The organism is Pseudomonas alkylphenolica (assembly GCF_004025535.1).
GTDB lineage: Bacteria > Pseudomonadota > Gammaproteobacteria > Pseudomonadales > Pseudomonadaceae > Aquipseudomonas > Aquipseudomonas alkylphenolica_A.
Genome location: NZ_QJRG01000044.1, coordinates 96,597 through 114,164 on the forward strand (window position 1 = coordinate 96,597; position 17,568 = coordinate 114,164).

At 60.8% G+C, this 17,568-nt stretch carries 15 protein-coding genes; 6 read left to right on the top strand and 9 right to left on the bottom strand.

Annotated elements, in window-relative coordinates; genetic code table 11:
* Positions 1-4 precede the first annotated feature (4 nt).
* From DM813_RS13215 to yaaA, 8 genes are all read right to left on the bottom strand, one after another.
* Entirely contained in the window at positions 5-1,453 is a 1,449-nt protein-coding gene (locus DM813_RS13215; RefSeq protein ID WP_128323842.1) for an alginate O-acetyltransferase, read from the bottom strand.
* 13 nt (positions 1,454-1,466) lie between these two features.
* Entirely contained in the window at positions 1,467-3,032 is a 1,566-nt protein-coding gene (gene algG / locus DM813_RS13220; protein ID WP_128323843.1) for a mannuronan 5-epimerase AlgG, read from the bottom strand.
* Between the two features lie 18 nt (positions 3,033-3,050).
* Positions 3,051-4,532, bottom strand: a complete 1,482-nt coding sequence (locus DM813_RS13225) for an alginate export family protein (protein ID WP_128323844.1) — start codon at positions 4,530-4,532, stop codon at positions 3,051-3,053.
* On the bottom strand, positions 4,529-5,959 hold the full coding sequence (gene algK / locus DM813_RS13230; RefSeq protein WP_128323845.1) for an alginate biosynthesis TPR repeat lipoprotein AlgK: 1,431 nt from the start codon (positions 5,957-5,959) through the stop codon (positions 4,529-4,531). The genes DM813_RS13225 and algK overlap by 4 nt, the downstream gene beginning before the upstream one ends.
* Positions 5,960-5,966: 7 nt before the next feature.
* Positions 5,967-7,133: an alginate biosynthesis protein Alg44 gene (locus DM813_RS13235; protein WP_128323846.1), complete on the bottom strand. Its 1,167-nt coding sequence runs from the start codon at positions 7,131-7,133 to the stop codon at positions 5,967-5,969.
* Positions 7,134-7,170: 37 nt separating this feature from the next.
* Positions 7,171-8,661, bottom strand: a complete 1,491-nt coding sequence (gene alg8, locus DM813_RS13240) for a mannuronan synthase (protein ID WP_206617385.1) — start codon at positions 8,659-8,661, stop codon at positions 7,171-7,173.
* Between the two features lie 64 nt (positions 8,662-8,725).
* Positions 8,726-10,042 (bottom strand): nucleotide sugar dehydrogenase, encoded by a 1,317-nt coding sequence (locus DM813_RS13245; protein ID WP_128323848.1) that lies wholly within the window; start codon positions 10,040-10,042, stop codon positions 8,726-8,728.
* A gap of 776 nt (positions 10,043-10,818) precedes the next feature.
* Positions 10,819-11,598: a peroxide stress protein YaaA gene (gene yaaA, locus DM813_RS13250; RefSeq protein WP_128323849.1), complete on the bottom strand. Its 780-nt coding sequence runs from the start codon at positions 11,596-11,598 to the stop codon at positions 10,819-10,821.
* A 133-nt stretch (positions 11,599-11,731) separates the two neighbouring features.
* Between yaaA and DM813_RS13255 the strand changes: the two genes are divergently transcribed.
* The 6 genes from DM813_RS13255 (at position 11,732) to DM813_RS13280 (ending at position 16,883) form a co-directional block, all read left to right on the top strand.
* Entirely contained in the window at positions 11,732-12,859 is a 1,128-nt protein-coding gene (locus DM813_RS13255) for a polysaccharide deacetylase family protein (protein ID WP_128323850.1), read from the top strand.
* Positions 12,860-13,198: 339 nt separating this feature from the next.
* Entirely contained in the window at positions 13,199-14,593 is a 1,395-nt protein-coding gene (locus tag DM813_RS13260) for a PhoH family protein (protein ID WP_128323851.1), read from the top strand.
* 97 nt (positions 14,594-14,690) lie between these two features.
* Positions 14,691-15,167 carry a cyclic pyranopterin monophosphate synthase MoaC gene (gene moaC / locus DM813_RS13265; protein WP_128323852.1) on the top strand — a complete coding sequence of 159 codons (477 nt, stop codon included), beginning with the start codon at positions 14,691-14,693 and terminating at the stop codon, positions 15,165-15,167.
* Positions 15,164-15,409 carry a MoaD/ThiS family protein gene (locus tag DM813_RS13270; RefSeq protein WP_128323853.1) on the top strand — a complete coding sequence of 82 codons (246 nt, stop codon included), beginning with the start codon at positions 15,164-15,166 and terminating at the stop codon, positions 15,407-15,409. Before moaC ends, DM813_RS13270 begins: the two co-directional genes overlap by 4 nt.
* Position 15,410: 1 nt before the next feature.
* Complete coding sequence (moaE, locus tag DM813_RS13275) at positions 15,411-15,857, top strand: molybdopterin synthase catalytic subunit MoaE (RefSeq protein WP_128323854.1); 447 nt, start codon at positions 15,411-15,413, stop codon at positions 15,855-15,857.
* Between the two features lie 252 nt (positions 15,858-16,109).
* Entirely contained in the window at positions 16,110-16,883 is a 774-nt protein-coding gene (locus DM813_RS13280; RefSeq protein WP_128323855.1) for an ABC transporter substrate-binding protein, read from the top strand.
* A 26-nt stretch (positions 16,884-16,909) separates the two neighbouring features.
* On the opposite strand, the gene DM813_RS13285 is transcribed toward DM813_RS13280, so the two are convergent.
* Entirely contained in the window at positions 16,910-17,536 is a 627-nt protein-coding gene (locus DM813_RS13285; protein ID WP_128323856.1) for a helix-turn-helix transcriptional regulator, read from the bottom strand.
* Between the last annotated feature and the right edge of the window lie 32 nt (positions 17,537-17,568).

The following is a 17,568-nucleotide window of genomic DNA, read 5'->3' on the forward strand; positions in this document are numbered from 1 at the left end:
CGCCTCACTGGCCGACTTGCGCGGTACGTTGCGCAGTGGCGAAGTTGTTGCGTTTGCAGAGCGTGGCCTCGACCCTCTGGGTACCGCTTTGCGGTCCCTGAACCTCCAGTGCGAGCAGGGTTTGGCTAGCCCAGTCCTCGTCTTCGCGCAGCTGGAAGGCAAAACGGCCGTCGGTGTCGGAGGTTTCCGGTTTCTCGATCTTCACGTCTTCGTGACGGCCATTGAGGTACCACAAGGTGGCCTGCAAAACCTTGACCGAGGTGTCTTCGAACTTGATGTCCAGCTGATGACGGCCGTTGACGATGTCTTTGATCACGCCGCCCTTGCCGTTGACCATCAGTTCGTTTTTGCCGGGTTTCAGCGTGGCATTGGCTTTCATCAGCGCCGGCTTGCCTTCGCAACCGTTGTCGAGCAGGGCCAGCATCTGCCGCCAGATGGTTTCCTGGTCCAGGCGGTACAGCGGCGAGAATTCCCAGATAAGGATCTTCGGCGGGTGCTGCTGGAAGTCTTCGCTGCCCAGGTACTGGATCATCGAGCCTTCGAGGCCGCCGCCGGGGAAGGCAACGTTCAACACGTCGGCACCGATGTACTGCTCCAGGAAGCCGGAGAAGTTGTAGTTCTTGCCGCTGTGGCTGGTGCCGACCAGGGTGATCTGCGGGTTGCCGGAGTCGCCGAACAGGTCGTCGCTGCCACTTTCACCCTTGGGCTCGGTGGTGAACTGGTCCATGTACTGCACGGCGTAGCTGGTGCCGCAGAGCTGGCCGGCGACGTTGTGCAGGGTGCCGGTCTTGCCCATGCGCCCGGACTTGTGGCTTTCGAATTCGCGCTTGGGGACGTCGGCGAAAGCTGGCATGTTGTGCACGGTGTCGGCGACGATTTTCGCCGCACGCTCGGCGCCGTAAGGCGTCCAGTGCTGGTCACCGCGGAAATAGAAATCCTTGCCCTGGTCGGCGGCGGCCAGTTGTTCGTTGGTCAGCGGCGACAGGTCGGGCACGTTGTAGCCCATCTTGCCGAAGCGCTGGAGCATCGCCTTATAATTGTGCAGGGCCTTCTCGTAATTGAATGCGGCCTTGTCCGCCGGGTTGAGCATGTTGCGGTTCACCAGGCCACGGGTCGGCTGGTAGACCACCACCAGCTCGACGCCACGGGCCTTGAAGGCGTCGTGAATCTGCTGCAGGCGGCGGTAGCCGCTCGGGGTGGTATCGAACTCGGTGCGCAGGTCTTCGCGGGTACGGAACAGCCAGTCGCCCTGGGCTTGCACCAGGGTGGTGAAGTTCTGCTGGTAGCGCGTGGTGTAGCGGCTGGCATCGTGCGCTTCGGGGCACAGCTGGCAGCACGGCTCGGCACTGAAGCTGGGCGCCTGCACGGTATCGGCCGAGGCACCGGTGCTGATCGCCAGCAGGGCAGCGGCAAGGCCGGAAAGGGACAGCAGCTTGGTCAGTTGTGGTTGCATGGGATTGGCTTCCTCAGTCCAGCATTTCGGTCTGGCGTTCGACCGGGTCGATCAGCACCGCTTTGCCCTGGCGTACCATCAGGTCGAGGATTTCGTCCTGACGGTCGCCCAGCACACCGGAAAAGCTGATGCCGTTGGCCTTGCTCGGTGCCAGCATCGAGACGCGGTACAGCTCCACGCTCAGGGGCGAGTCAATCGACAACGGGCCGCTGCCATTGGCCGCCAGTTCGCCGCCGACCACGATCAACGAGACCTTGGTGTCGAACGGGTCGAGGGCGATGTCGCGGTCGGTGTCGGAGAGATCTTTGATGTGCCCGTAGACGCCCACCAGGCCGTTGGCCATGGCGACGTTCTCGTACAGGCGGATGTTGACGCTGTTGCGCACGCGAATGCCATGGCGACGGTTGTTGATCAGCTTGTTGCCCCAGATCAGATTGTCGCCGCTCTCGTACAGGGTGATGCCGTCGGTGTGGTTGCGGTAGATCTCGTTGTAGGCAATCAGGTTGTTGACGCTGTTACGGTCGATCACTACCCCCGAGAGCTTGTTGTCGTAGCTCTTGTTGTTGATGATCCAGCTGTCGTTGACCTCACGGGAAACGATGATGCCGTGCTTCTTTTTTGTGCCGTACACGGTGTTGCCGGCAATGATCAGGCGGTGCGAACGGTCGTGGGGGTCGATGCCGTAGACGATGTTGTCGCGGTAGACGCTGTCCTTGACCACGAAGTCGCTGGTTTCGTAGCAGTAGAAGCCGTACCACATGTCGCTGAACTCGGAGCCGATGATCCAGCCGGTAGGTTCGGCGCGGCCCATCTGCTTGGCCATGTTCGGCGTGTACTGGGAAATGCTCACGCCATAGGACTTACTCTTGGCATAGCCGAAGCTGGCCATCTTGCTGTTGACGATGTAGGTCTCGGTGCCGCCCCAGGACAGCAGGAACGGACGAAATTCCTTGGGCGAGCGGAAGGTCGCCGGGCCGTTGTCTTTTTCGCGCCAGCCGGTCACCTGGGTGTCGGTGACGAATAGCTTGCCGTCGTTGACGATGAACGCGCCGCCCTCTTGGGACAGGCGCAGTTGCTTGACCTTGGCGTCGATCTCCAGCACGCCTTTTTTCCCGACCACGATTGGCAGCCGCGCGAGGAACACGCCCGGTGCGGTTTCGCTCAGGTACTGCTTGGGCACGTGCTTGCTCAGTTCGGTGAAGTCGACATGACCGTCATCGATGAAGATCGCTTGCGGGATGCCGTGCTGACGTGCCACCCACTCGGCCATTTTGTTGTCGCCGCCGATGAACTCCTTGAGTGCATCTTCCTGCAGCATGCGCCGTACCGAGACTTTGCCCTTGTGCTGGCGCTCGATCTTCTTCTGCACCGCGTCTGCGGTGTAGCCGGTCAGGTCCGGTAAGGTCGGCGCCGGAATCTGCAGCGGTTCGATCGGTGCGCTGCTGACCGTATAGGTCTTGGCCTGTTGCAGCCCCTTGGCGACAGGCACCGGCGCCTGGCCGTTGGCCAGGGCGATGCTGCTGGCCAGCAGCAGGGTGCCGGCCAGCAGGTGCTGCAGGGTGTTGGATTGAAGGCTCATATCAGTGCACTCCAGGCATCAGAAGCGCCAGATCACGTCGACAAAGGCGCGGTGCATGTACGAGTCCGCTTCCTTGCCATAGGCATCGCCGGGCTTGAACACGCCACCGCGAAAGCGCACCAGCGCCGAAGGTTCGTCGATCGACTGGCTTAACGCGGCAGGCAGCAGGCCCTGCTTGAAGTACTTGGTGACCACCAGATCCATTTCCTGGCCAAGGTCTTTTTCACCCTGGATCAGCGGCCGGTTGATGCCGTTGTCCTCGACGACGGCGTTGATGCCGCTGCTGCCGATGTTCTGGTCACCGTCTACACGCCAGAACTTGTGGTAGATCAGGCTGGCGTCGTAGTCGTCGCGCAGTTGCCAGGAGGTGAACAGAGTGGCGGCCTGGACGTTGCCCAGTTCGCCACGGAAGGCTTCGCCAAAGCGGTGTACCCGCGAGCGGGTGCCGGTGAAGTTGGAGCGGTTGCTCTCAAGACCGGTCTGCTCGTAGTTGCTTGAACCGTCGCTGCCACCGCCGCCACTGCCACGGGCATACGCAGCACCGACCTGCCAGTTGGGGTCAAGGCGCAGGCGAATGCCAAGGTCGGTGGCCCAGGCGTTGACGTCGCCACTCTGCTTGCCGGTGGCAACCTGTTCGCCGTTGACCGTGGTGGTGTTGAGGCTGTCGCGGTCACCGGTGAGCCAGGTCACGCTGCCCCAGTAGTTGACGCGGTTCTGGTTGCGCCAGTTGTAGGCGTCGCTGTTGGCTTCGATGCCCAGCCAGGTGAGATCGCCGGTGCGGGTCTTGTCCAGTGCGTCGACGGTTTCGCCGGGGCTTTTCAGGTTTCCGTCGTCATGGGTGTGGTGGGCGCGCAGGCCAACCCAGTGGCCCGGCGTCCATTGTGTGGCGACATCACCGTAGATGTGCAGGCGGTCTTTGTCTTCCGGTGCCAGTTCGGTGAGGTCGGTGCGGTATTCGCTGAAACGCTCGGCCACACCGAGGTTGGCGCGCAGCAGGGTGGTGTCGAAGGTCCAGTTCAGCGCTTCGATGTTGGTGTCGCGCCACATGCCGTCGTCGTTGCGCAGGCGCTGACGGCCGAAACGCAGCTGCTCGCCCGGGTAGGCGGTCAGGCCGCTGTAGCCGACCCAGAATTCGCGCAGGGCCAGGTAGCTTTTATCGGCTTCGCGGCCATCGTCGCTGCGGTTCTCGGCTTCGGCTTCATCGCCGGACTGGCGCAGGGTATCGGTTTCGATGATGTCGGTGGCGGCTACCGCCTGGCCCATGGCAAAGGCGCTCCAGTTGCCACGCTCACCGTAGACCCAGGGGCGCAGGTCCAGACCCACGCCGTTGACGTCGCCGCCGGAGCGGGTACCGAGGTCGCGGTCGTCTTCGGACTGGCCGGTGATCTTCACGTCCAGGCCAAAGTTCTTCTCTGCGGTCATGGCCGCCAGGGTCGGGCACGACCAGAGCAGGGCGAAGCCCAGGCCTATGCCTGCTTTCATCCACGGGTTAAGAGTCATAGGGAATCCTCGCCTTCTACGGGTTCTTGCACGGCCTGCAGGGCCAGGGCGCCAACACCCTGGCCGATGGCGCCACGGGCCTGGCGCTCCTGTTGCAGCAGACGCTGGGCCTGTGGCCGTTGTGCGGGGGTGAGTTGCTGATCGAGCTGGGTCGCCAGGGCCTGCGATTGATCGCTCGGGTTGGCTTGTGCCAGCTGGCTGAAGACCCAGGCGTTGACCGGGTCCTGGCGGATGCCATGGCCTTCGCTGAACAGCTGGGCGAGGGCGTAGTCGGCGCTGAGCTGGCCACCGCGAGCGGCAGTGAGCAGGTGGTCGACAGCTTTTTGCGGGTCGACCTTGCCCAGGTAACCGCGGCGGTACAGTTGCCCAAGGTAATAGTGGGCGCTGATCTCGCCAGCATTGGCGGCGCTGAGCAAATGGGTTTCGGCTTGCTGGGCATCAGCCGGTACGGTCTTGCCTTCGTAGTACAGGCGGCCGAGCAACAATTCGGCGCGCGGCTGTTCGGCGGCGCGGCCCTTGTCGATATAGGCCATCAAGGTGTCGGTATCGCCCAGCTCGGGGAAGTCGTAGAGCAGTTGCGCCAGGCTCACCCAGGACCCCGGGTTCACCGGTGCGACCTGCTCAAGCAGGACCTGTGCGGTTTTTTCGTCAGTCTGGCCCAGGGTACGGTCGGCCAGTACGCGCGCCACGCTGTCGACGCGGGTAGCCGGAATCGCGCCGCGTTGATAGGCGTTTTTCACTTGCTCGATCAACGCCGCCTGCTGTTCGGCCTGACCGCGCTTCTGGTAGACGGTGGCCAGTTCGACGTAGCAGATGTCGGTGGTATTGAGCGCCGCCTTGCAGATGCGCTCGACCTCGGCCAGGTGCTGGTCGTAGGTGTTCTGGGTGCGGTACAGCAGCACCTGGGCCAGGCCTGCTTCCGGGTAGCCGGCGGCGCGCCACTGGTCAATCTGCTGCTGGGCGTTGGTGTTCGGGAAGCTCTGCGGGTATTGCAGGTAGAGCATCGCCAGTGGAATCAGGGTATTGCCCTCGCCATTGGCGAAGGCTTTCTTGAGCAGGGTCTCGGCTTCCTGACGTTCGGCTTCGCTGGCGTCCGGTTTTGCCGCCAGCAGGCGACCCAGGCGGGCTTGGGCCCGGGGCGAAATATCGGCGGCGGCGCGGTAGGTGGCTTCCGCCTCCTTGAGTTTGGCCGGGTCGCGGGTTTCCACCTGGATATCGGCCAGCCCGACCTGGGCTTCGCTGTAACCGAGGTCGGCGAGCTGACGGTAGTTCTGTTCGGCCAAGGCGGTGTCGCCGCGTTTGAGCGCTTCGTTGGCCAGGCGCTGGTCAGGCAGGCCGGCACAACCGGCCAAGCCGATTGCCAGGGCCAGGCCGCACAGTGTCAGGCCTGGGAACTGTCGATTGGGGATTTGGACGTTCACCGGCATCTCTCCCTTAGAGCCCACGGGCCACGGCTTTGTCGATCAGCCAGTCCAGCGACGGGCCACGGTTGCTGTCGACCGCGACGGGGCGACCGGCCAGTTCGCTTGGCAGCGACTCGTCGGGTTTGATCTGCACGCGGATGTCCGAGGACAGGTCGTCGCTGTTCAGGCTGGCGCTGTTGACGATCTGGCCGCTGCGCGCCTGGTCTTCGCCGGCCACGGTGAAGTGCACGCGGGCGCCGGGCTGGACGTCGTCGAACTGGCGATAGCTGAAGCGGGCTTCGATGGTCGGGCTGGTGGTGCGCGGAATCAGCTGGAAAATCACCTGGCCTTTGCTCGCGTATTGGCCGTCATCCACCAACTGGCGGGCAACCACGCAATCGCAAGGGCTGGTCAGGGTGCCGCTCAGTTGTTTGCCGAACAGCTCTTCGACTTTGGCCGGTTCCAGTTGCTGGTCATCCAGATGGCCTTTGAGCATGTCCAGCATGCTGGTGCTGAACGAGGCCAGCGGCGCGCCTTTGACGATTTGCCCGCCGCTTTCGACCAGGCTCTGCACGGTGCCGTCGCGCGGCATGGTGACGTTGGTGGTGGGCACACTGACCACGCCGGCCTGGGCATGGCTGACGAAATACAGGCCGTACACCGATTTGGCGATAAAGCCGAAAGCGGCGACGCCGACGACGAACACGCCAAGGCTGAAGGTCACCGCACGCAGGCGGCCAAAGGCGCTCATGCCGCCGTTTGTGTCTTTCTGCTTGCGCGCCTTGGTGAAGTTGTCGCGTTGCAGAGTGCTGAGCACGTCGCCCACGGTAATCAGCTCGCCTGACAGGTGCGAGGTGATGATGTGACGCAGGGTGGCGATGTCACGCGGTTCAAGGTTCTGGAACTGCACGCCGGTACGGCCACTGGACGGGTCGAAGGAACGCACCTGGAACTCGATGTCCATGGCCAGGCCGAGTTTGTCGACGTTGAACTGCAGGCGTCCGCGCAGCACCTCGCCGACTTTGAGCGGGTGCTTGGCATGGAAACTCAGGCCGCCGGCAGACAGGTCGTCGACCTTTACTTCCAGGGTTTCCCGATTGCCACCCAGGTAGCGCAGCTTGGCCGGGATGCGCACCCGGGCGTGCTGGCGCTGGGCTTCGGACTCATGCACGACATTGACGTTCACGGCGGTATTCATGGCGATTTGTTCCTGTTTAATCCGATCGGGTTCCGGCTCACACGACCATGAACAGCACAGCAATGAAGATGCTGGCTGCCGAGAAGGTCATGGTCCGGGAGGACCAGGTGTTGAACCATTGTTGAAAGCTGGCGAGGTCGCGTTTGAGTGCAGTGGGCTGGCGGGTCCAGGACTGCTTGTCGAGGCGGAAGAACACGTAGATCTTCATGATTGCGCCGACGATCTGGTTGTAATAAAGAATCAGCGGGTAGGCCGGGCCGATGGCGTGGCCCGAACACAGCAGCATGATGGTCAGGATCAGGCGGGTGATGCCGATCCACAGCAGGTACACCAGCAGGAACGCCGGGCCGAACTTGAGGCTGGCGATGACGGCAACAGTCAGGCCCAGCAGGCTGGTCCACATCGACACGCGCTGGTCGAACAGCACCACGCTGGTGAACAGCCCCAGGCGACGGATACCCAGGCCCAGTGCGCGGGAGTTCTGGCGCAGGTTGTTGCCGTACCAGCGGTACATCAACTTGCGACTGGCCTTGATAAAGCTTTTTTCCGGCGGGTGTTCGACCGTGTTGATCGCCGCATCCGGCACGTAGAACGTGTCATAGCCCAGGCGCATGAGGCTGAACCAGCTGGACTTGTCATCACCGGTGAGGAACTTGAAGCGCCCCAGGCGCCAGTGTTGCAGCGAGTCGTTCTCGACGTCGGCGATGAACTCGGGGTTGGTCACTACTGCGGCGCGAAACACCGACATACGCCCGGTCATGGTCAGCACGCGTTTGGACAGGGCCATGGAGCACATGTTGATGTGGCGCTGGGCGAAACGCAGCTTGTGCCACTCGCTCATGATGTAGCCGCCGCGCACTTCGCAGAACTCGTTGGTGGTCAGGCCGCCGACATTGCCGAACAGCTTGAACCAGGGCACGGTCTTGCGTACCACACCGTCGCCGAGCACGGTGTCGCCGTCGATCACGGCCACCACCGCGTTTTCATCCGGCAGGTGGCGGGAGATGGCGCGGAAACCATACGCCAAGCCATCACGTTTGCCGGTACCGGCGATCCGCACGAAATCCAGGGTGACGCGATCAGGCGGATTGAATTTTTCCCAAAGGCTTTTCACCAGCAGCTCGTCGGACATTTCCACCAGCGAGCAGACCACAGTGGTCGGGTAGCCGCAGGCAATCGCCTCGCGGATCACCGAGCTGTAGACCTGGGCTGTGGTCAGGGCATCGATGCGAAAGCTGGTCACCATCAGGTAGACGTGCGAGGGATCTGCGGCGCTGCCCAGCTTGCGCACTTTGCGCCGCAGCATCGGGTAGACCACGTAGAGAAACAGCATGCCGCGCACAAAGTGCGTGGCACCCATGGAATAGCGCCAGATACCGACGGCACCGACGAGGAAGATGAAGTCCTTCGATTCGGGGTCGAAAATGGAGTTGGGCAAGGCCAGGGCGATCAACATGAGCAGGCTCACGTAGAACAGCCAACCGGCGACCTGTAGCAGGCCGTGCTTGAGCCTTTGCATGTTCTGCATCCGTATCCAGTGAGGGAAGAAGGGTGTTGCCCGGGGCCCTGGGGCCCCGGGCAGCCTGCCGGGATTACCAGCAGATGCCTTCGGTGCGGCTGGTGGGGGAGGTGGATTTGCTCATGAAGCCGACCAGGTCGATGACCTGTTTGCCTTCTGGCGCCTGTTGCGCCAGGGCGCGGAACTTCTCGTCACGGTTACCCAGTACGATCACGTCGGCCTGGTTGATGACCTGCTCGAAGTCGGCGTTGAGCAGCGACGACACGTGAGGGATCTTCGACTCGATGTAGTCTTTGTTCGCACCGTGGACACGGGCGTACTCGACGTTGCTGTCGTAGATGTTCAGGTCGTAGCCTTTGCCGATCAGGCGTTCGGCCAGTTCGACCAGCGGGCTTTCACGCAGGTCGTCGGTACCGGCCTTGAAACTCAGACCGAGCAGGGCGACCTTGCGTTTGTCGTGGCTCTCGATGATGTCAAAGGCGTTCTGAACCTGGGACTCGTTACTGGTCATCAGCGAGTTGAGCAGCGGGGCCTTCACATCGAGGCTGCTGGCGCGGTAGGTAAGGGCACGCACGTCCTTGGGCAGGCACGAGCCGCCGAAGGCAAAGCCCGGGCGCATGTAGTACTGCGACAGGTTCAGGGTCTTGTCCTGGCAGACCACGTCCATCACTTCGCGGCCATCGACGCCGACGGCCTTGGCGATGTTGCCGATCTCGTTAGCGAAGGTGACCTTGGCCGCGTGCCAGACGTTGCAGGTGTACTTGATCATCTCGGCGACTTCGATGTCCTTGCGGATGATCGGCGCATCGAGTTCTTCGTACAGCGACTGCAGGACATCGCCACTGGCCGAATCCAGTTCGCCAATCACCGTCATGGGTGGCTGGTCGTAGTCCTTGATCGCGGTACTTTCACGCAGGAATTCCGGGTTGACTGCAACGCCGAAGTCGACGCCGGCTTTTTTCCCCGAGCAGTCTTCCAGGATCGGGATCACCACGTTCTTGACGGTACCTGGCAGTACGGTACTGCGTACCACGATGGTGTGGCGGCTGGCTTTTTCGCGCAGGACAAAACCGATTTCGCGGCACACCGATTCGATGTATTCCAGGCCCAGGTCGCCGTTCTTCTTGCTCGGCGTACCGACGCAGATCATCGACAGGTCGCTGTCGCGAATGGCGGCGGCAAAGTCGGTGGTGCCACGCAGGCGGCCGTTGTCGATGCCCTGTTGCAAGAGTGCTTCAAGCCCGGGTTCGACAATTGGCGATTTGCCCTGGTTGATCAGGTCGATCTTGGTCTTGGAAACATCCACGCCAATCACTTCATGACCCCGTGCGGACAGGCAGCCAGCACAGACTGCACCCACATAACCCAAACCAAAGATGCTGATACGCATCGCTATCACCTCATGTGTTTATCATGCCGGCTCAACTAGCAGAGCCAGACCGGATTGATTAACCAGCAATTTTCGGGCGAACGGAGTTGTGGCAAAAAGATGTCACTTCACCGTGCGCAGGCATATAAATATGGAGTGCAAAATAATCTGCACTCAAAGTTGGCAGCCAATGGCCAAAAATTATGGACGTGCCCTTAAATGCAGCCGTCTTTATTGCAGAACGGTTCGCCGATACTGCAGTGCTTGCTCTTTCAACTGGATAAAAATCCTTTGAAATCAACCACTAGGACGATTTATTAGGGCGCGGATCTCCTGAGTTTAACGGGGCGTCAATATATGGCGCTCTCGTTGTATGGGTTGTTCTGCACACAGCTTGTGCATTGCCAACTGTGTTGTAGGTCATCTCTCACACGGGGCTCGAGAATCGTTACGGGTGGTATGAGCGATGGCTGAGGGGATAAGTTCCGAGGGCGGTTCATGCAACGTGAAAGATTTTTAAATATTTTTTCAAGTGCCATTACTTCCACTTTGATGGCACTGGGTAGTTTCACCCCTGTATATAAAGGACGAACTCGGGGAGGGATGTTTTTGTGCCAGTATCGAAAAAATTTTTACGAAATTCGTCAAAAAATTACGAACGGGCTTATGACGATTGGCGATAAAAGAGGGGGTGATGTTTTGTTGACGTCAGATTTACGTCGATTGTGAGGCAAAACAGCAGGTGCGGATTTACCGGTCCGAGGTCCCGGTGAATCCGCTCCTGCAATCGGTTCGACTTATGCGTCCGGATGGTCGCGCAGGAACACCAGGTTGTCCGGCTTGGACTGTTCGGCACTGTAGTAGTAACCCTGTACATCGAACTGCTTGAGCTGCTCGGGATCGTTGATGCGTTCCTCAATCACGAAGCGGCTCATCATCCCGCGGGCTTTCTTGGCGTAAAAGCTGATGATTTTGTACTGGCCGTTCTTGAAGTCACGGAACTCGGTATTGATGATCCGCGCGTTCAAGGCACTGCGTTTGACTGCGCTGAAGTATTCGTTGCTGGCCAGGTTCAACAGCACGTCGTCGCCCTGATCCGCCAGGGCCTGGTTCAACCACTCGCTGATACGGGTGCCCCAGAAGGCATACAGGTCCTTGCCGCGGGCGTTGGCCAGCTTGGTGCCCATTTCCAGGCGGTAAGGTTGCATCAGGTCGAGGGGGCGCAGCAGGCCGTACAGGCCGGAGAGCATGCGCAGGTGGTCCTGGGCGTAGCTGAAGTCGTCCTCGCTCAGGCTTTCGGCGTCCAGCCCGGTGTACACGTCACCCTTGAATGCCAGCAGGGCCTGCTTGGCGTTGTCCGGTGTGAACGCCGGGGTCCAGCTGCCGAAACGGGCGGCGTTGAGGCCGGCGAGTTTGTCGGAGAGGTGCATCAGCTCGCTGATCTGCGCCGGCGACAGCTCGCGCAGTTGCTCGATCAGTACCTGGGAATCATCCAGGTACTGCGGCTGGGTGTAGCGCTGGGTTACCGGCGGGGTGTCGTAATCGAGGGTCTTGGCGGGGGAAATCACCGTCAGCATGGGTCGGGCTCCTTGAATCGTGGCGCCGATTCTACGGGGCGGGGGCGCTGATCTCCAGCTATGACGCCAATAGCCACAGACCATCCCGACGCTTGACGCTATAGTGCGCGGCGAGGAAATCGGAGAGTTGATCGTGCGCATTGCTTTTCTATTGCTGGGTGGGTTGTTGAGTGTGGCGGCGCAGGCGGCGCCGTTGCCGGTGGCGACATTCGAGCGCAGCCACTGGCCGGAGCAATTGAACAGCCCGGCACTGTTCGATGTCGCCTCGCGCGCCGAAATCCTCGCGTTCGCCCAGGTTCTGGAGGCCAGTGAGGCGCTTGACGAGCCAAGCCTTGCGACTCGTCTGGGGCTCAAGCAGATCAACCTGGTGTCTATCAACCAGGTGCGTGCGCGGCTGTGGCAACAGCTGTGGCGCAACTACGACCTGGCCCAGCAAAGCTGCGAACAGGATGCCTCGTTCTGTTATGTCATCGACAGCCAGGCTGAACTGCGCAAGCAGGCGGCCCGGTTCGAAGTGGCCAGCGATTCGTTCTACGCCAGCTGGGCGGCTCCCAGTCGCGAGTTTCATCAGCGCTACCTCGACGAACTGCTGCGCAAGGCGGCGCTGTTTCCGCAAACCGCCAGCGAAGTCGAGCGCTACGCGGACCTTGAGCGTACCGGCGATGAGCTCAACGATCGCCTGTTCATGCTCACCTTCGATTCAGGGCCGGGTGCTGTCGGCGGCAGCACCGACGCATTGACCGACTTTCTGCGCCGGCAAAAGCTCGGGGCAACCTTCTTCGTGCTCGGCAACAGCGTGCAGATGCGCCGTGACAAAACCTCGCTGGCGGACCTGCGGGCGCTTTACAAAGGCCAGTGCGTGGGGATTCAGGGTTGGGAATATCGCTCCCATGGGCAGTGGCAGGACTGGCAGCGCTCGGTGCTGCGCAGCCAGGCGCGGGTCCAGGCTGACCTGCCGGATCAGTACGTGGCGTTGTTCAGGCCGCCCTATGGTCAGCGCCGTGCTGACAGCCAGGCGTTCTTTGCCAGCCAGGGCCTGCAGGTGGCGTTGTGGAACATCGATGCCCAGGATCAGGGGGCATTGAGCAGCGAGCAGTCAGCGCAACGGGTGCTGACCCTGATGCTGCTCTGGCGCCGCGGACTCATCCAGTTTCACGACACCCAGCCCAAGGCGCAGGAAGCGGTGGCCTGGCTGCTGGAACAGACGGCGCAGAGCGGGATCGGTTGGGAAGATTGTCGGCATTTTGCCGGGAAAAGCTGAAAACCGGCGGGGAAGGGCGAGGCAGGCAAGATTTTCGATGTGTTTTTAACTGACCTGGATTTATGACTGTAGCGGTGCTTTGACACCACGCCAAGGGCAAAATGCCCCGTAGAAAAATAAACTTCAAAAATACGTAAAAGTGCTTTTTCCAGTCATGGGTTTTGCGGTATCAAGAAGACAGACCGCCGAACCCTGCAGCACAGGTGGCGTCACTGGGCACCTCAGCTGTTTGTAGTTTCCCGACCGTAACGACGCGGATCAGGGGAGAACCGGCGGCCACTTCTCGGCGCAGCACCGACCAGGTATTGCGTCGTCTGGCTCCCACAAAGGTGACCGAGTATGGATGATCAAGGACGCAGCACTTCCTCCACCCAGCCAATCCTTTATGTGCTCGATACCAATGTACTGATCCACGATCCAAACGCATTGCTCAACTTCGAGGAGCACCACGTCGCCATACCGATGACGGTGCTGGAGGAGCTCGACAAGCTCAAGACTGGCAAACACACCATCGCCGCCGAATGCCGCCAGGCCATCCGCCTGATTGACCAGACCCTGGGCGATGCCTCGCCAGCTGATGTGGAACAGGGCGTGCCGATCCAGCGTGGCAAGAGCGGGCCCAAGGGCTTGCTGTCGATCCTGATGAGCCCACGCAACGAGCCTAACCGCCTGCTACCGGAAAACCTCAACGACAACATCATCATCAACCAGTTGCTGGAGCTGCGCAGTCGGCGCAAAGACCTGGACGTGGTGCTGGTGACCAAAGACATCAACATGCGCCTGAAGGCCCGCGCCTGCGGTATCGCGGCCGAGGACTACAGCACCGACCAGCTGGTTGACGACGTTTCCCTGCTTTCCAAGGGCTATCACAGCGTCACCGGCTCGTTCTGGGACCGCGTGAGCAAGGTCGAAACGCGCCAGGAGCGTGGTCGCACCTGGCACCGGGTGCAAATGGTCGACAACCTGCCGGCCGTGCATATCAATGAGTTCATCATCGATGAGCAGGGTTTTGTCGGCTGGATCAAAGGCATCAAGGACGACGAGCTGCTCCTGCTCGATCTCCATCAGGAACCGTTGCTGCACCAGGAAGCCTGGGGCCTGAAACCCCGCGACATCCACCAGAGCCTGGCGCTGTTCGCCCTGCTTGATCCGGACATCCATCTGGTCAACCTGACCGGTGCCGCCGGTTCCGGTAAAACCATCCTGGCCCTGGCTGCCGCGATTGAGCAGACCATGGTCAGCAAGCGCTACCGGCGCATCATCGCCACCCGCAGCGTGCAGGGGCTGGACCAGGAGATCGGCTTTCTGCCAGGTACCGAGGCGGAAAAAATGGAACCTTGGCTCGGGGCGATCACCGACAACCTCGAAGCTCTGCACATGGATGACGAGAACACCCATGGCAGCGTCGATTACATCCTTGAGCGGGTGCCGCTGCAGTTCAAATCGCTGAACTACATTCGCGGTCGCAGTTTCCAGCAGAGCCTGATCCTCATCGATGAGTGCCAGAACCTCACGCCGCACCAGATGAAAACCATCATCACCCGTGCCGGGGCCGGTTCCAAGGTGATCTGCCTGGGCAACCTGGCGCAAATCGATACCCCTTACCTGTCCGCCACCAGCTCGGGCCTCACCTACCTGACCGAGCGCTTCAAGGACTTCCCCAACGGCGTGCACATCACCCTGCAGGGTGTGCCGCGTTCGATCCTGGCCGAATACGCCGAATCGCACCTGTAATCCCCTCCGTGCCGGGCGGTCTGACCGCCCGGTTTTTTTCGCTGCGAATTCCTGACTCCTGGGTTTACACTCGTTGCTCCTGAACAGGAGGAAGGCAGTGCTGACTCATCTCGATTCCCAAGGTCGGGCCAATATGGTCGACGTCACCGACAAAGCCGTGACCTCGCGTGAGGCGGTGGCCGAAGCGCGGGTGCGCATGCTCCCGCAAACCCTGCAGATGATCGTTGATGGCGAACACCCCAAAGGGGATGTGTTCGCCGTGGCGCGCATTGCCGGTATCCAGGCGGCAAAGAAAACCAGTGACCTGATCCCGCTGTGCCACCCGCTGATGCTGACCAGCGTCAAGGTCGAACTCAGCGCCGAAGGCAACGACACGGTGCATATCGTCGCCCGTTGCAAGCTGGCCGGGCAGACCGGCGTGGAGATGGAGGCACTGACAGCGGCCAGCGTCGCTGCGCTGACCCTCTATGACATGTGCAAGGCAGTTGATCGCGGCATGATCATTGATAGCGTGCGGGTGCTGGAAAAAACCGGTGGCAAGAGCGGTCATTATCAGGCGGATGAAACAAAATGAGCATCAACGTGGTGTACTTCGCCCGTTACCGCGAAGCCCTGGGTAGGGATGGCGAGGCACTGGAAGGTGCGTTTGCCACGCTGGAACAGGTGCGCCAGGCGCTGCTCGCCCGAGGCGGCAAGTATGAGGTGCTGGCCGAACAGAACCTGATGTGCGCGCGCAACCAGGACCTGTGCAAGCTTGACGAGCCGCTTGTCGAGGGTGACGAAGTGGCCTTCTTTCCTCCTGTAACCGGAGGCTGAGATGAGCATACGCGTTCAGGCCGAGGTCTTTGATCCGGGGGCTGAAACCAATGCCATGCACGCGGCCAACGTCGGCGTCGGGGCGGTGGTTGCGTTTGTCGGTTATGTGCGCGACTTCAATGACGGTCAGGAAGTCGCGGGCATGTTTCTGGAGCACTATCCGGGCATGACCGAAAAAGCCCTGGCGAAGATTGTCGTCGAGGCGCAGCAGCGCTGGCCACTGCTCAAGGTCGAGGTACTGCATCGTATCGGCGCGCTTGATCCGGGTGAGCCGATCGTTTTTGTCGGCGTGGCCAGCGCCCACCGCCAGGCAGCGTTCGATGCCTGCAACTTCATCATGGACTACCTCAAGACCCGTGCACCGTTCTGGAAGAAAGAGCAGACCGGTAATGGCCCGCGTTGGGTTGAGGGCAAGCAGAGCGACGAAGACGCGGCCGGGCGCTGGTAGTACTGGCGAGGGTGGCTGTGCGAATCTGCGACCGCTTCGCGGCCGATCGCAGGCTTCGCCAGCTCCTATAGGTCGGTTCTCTGACTGCCCAAGGCGCGCTCCTACAAAAAACGTGTAGGGCGTCTGTTGAGTTTTTATACAATAAAGTCCAGTATGGAATTATAAGTACAAAATAATTCCAGGCCGACGTACGCCTGCTCCCTTTCCTCTGTCTTGCAACACACCTCCAACAACGAGCGAGAGAGACCCATCATGAAGACCTTCACCCTGATCAGCGGTCTGGCCCTGAGCCTGTTGGCCAGCAGCCTGTTCGCCGCCGAGAACACCTTGCGCATCGGCATCGAGGCCGCTTATCCACCCTTTGCCTCGAAGAACGACAAAGGCGAAATCGTCGGTTTCGACTACGACATCGGCAACGCCTTGTGCGCGCAGATGAAGGTCAAGTGTGAGTGGAATGAGGTGGAATTCGACGGGCTGATCCCTTCGCTGAAGGTGAAGAAGATCGATGCGGCCCTGTCGTCGATGACCATCACCGATGAACGTAAGAAATCCGTGGATTTCACCCACAAGTACTACTTCACCTCGTCCCGCCTGGTGATGAAGAAGGGCGCGACGGTTGACGACCAGTATGAAAGCCTCAAGGGCAAGACCGTGGGTGTGCAGCGCGCCACCACCACGGATCGCTACGCCACTGAAGTGCTGGAGCCCAAGGGCATCACGATCAAGCGCTACAGCAACAACGAAGAAATCTACATGGACCTGGCATCCGGGCGCGTAGATGCGATTTTCGCCGACACCATTCCTCTGGATGACTTCCTGTCGATGCCACGTGGTGCTGACTACGCTTTTACCGGCCCTGAGCTCAAAGACCCGAAATACGTCGGTGAGGGCGCCGGGATCGCCATTCGCAAGGGCAACAGTGAGCTGGTCTCCCAGTTCAACAATGCCATTGACGCGATTCGCGCCAACGGCGAGTACCAGAAGATTCAAGCCAAGTACTTCAAGTCCGATATCTACGGCGACTGATGGCCCGCCTCAAGGCCTGAAGCCCTTCAGGCCTTGAGTTCCTTCAGGTGTTTGTACACCGTCGCGCGCCCCATCCCCAGTACATTGGCCACATAGTTGGCCGCACTCTTGCCCTTGAACGCGCCTTCGGCGTGCAGGGCCAGCACCAGTTCGCGCTTGTGGTCGCGGGTCAGCAGGTTGAGGCTCAACTGACGCTGGCGCAGCCAGTTGTTGAGGAAGGTGTTGATACGTTCCTGCCAGTCGTCGCGAAACAACGCATCCGGTTGCGGAATCAACCGGCTGGGCGAGAGGAACAGGTCCAGCGCCGCCTTGGCGTTTTCGAACAACGAGATGTTCAGGTTGATGCACAGCACCGCCAGCGGCGTGCCTGACTCGGTGCGCAGCACGGTGCTCAGCGAGCGGATTTTCTGTCCGTCCCAGTTGAGTTTCTCGTAGGGGCCGATGTTGGTCTCGTCGGTACCTGCCTCGAGCATGTCTTCCAGTGCCGCATCGTCGCCAATCTCGCGTTTGGACAGGTTGTTGGCGATGTAGTCGATTTTCTGGCTGCGCAGGTCGTGCAGCACCACCTCGGCATGCGGGAAGAACAGGGTGGCGATGGCATCGGCGATGGCCCGGTAATTGTCCAGGACAGGATCGCGGCTGGGGGTCGACATTCAGGCAGGCTCCAGGCGGTGTCAGCGCCCTT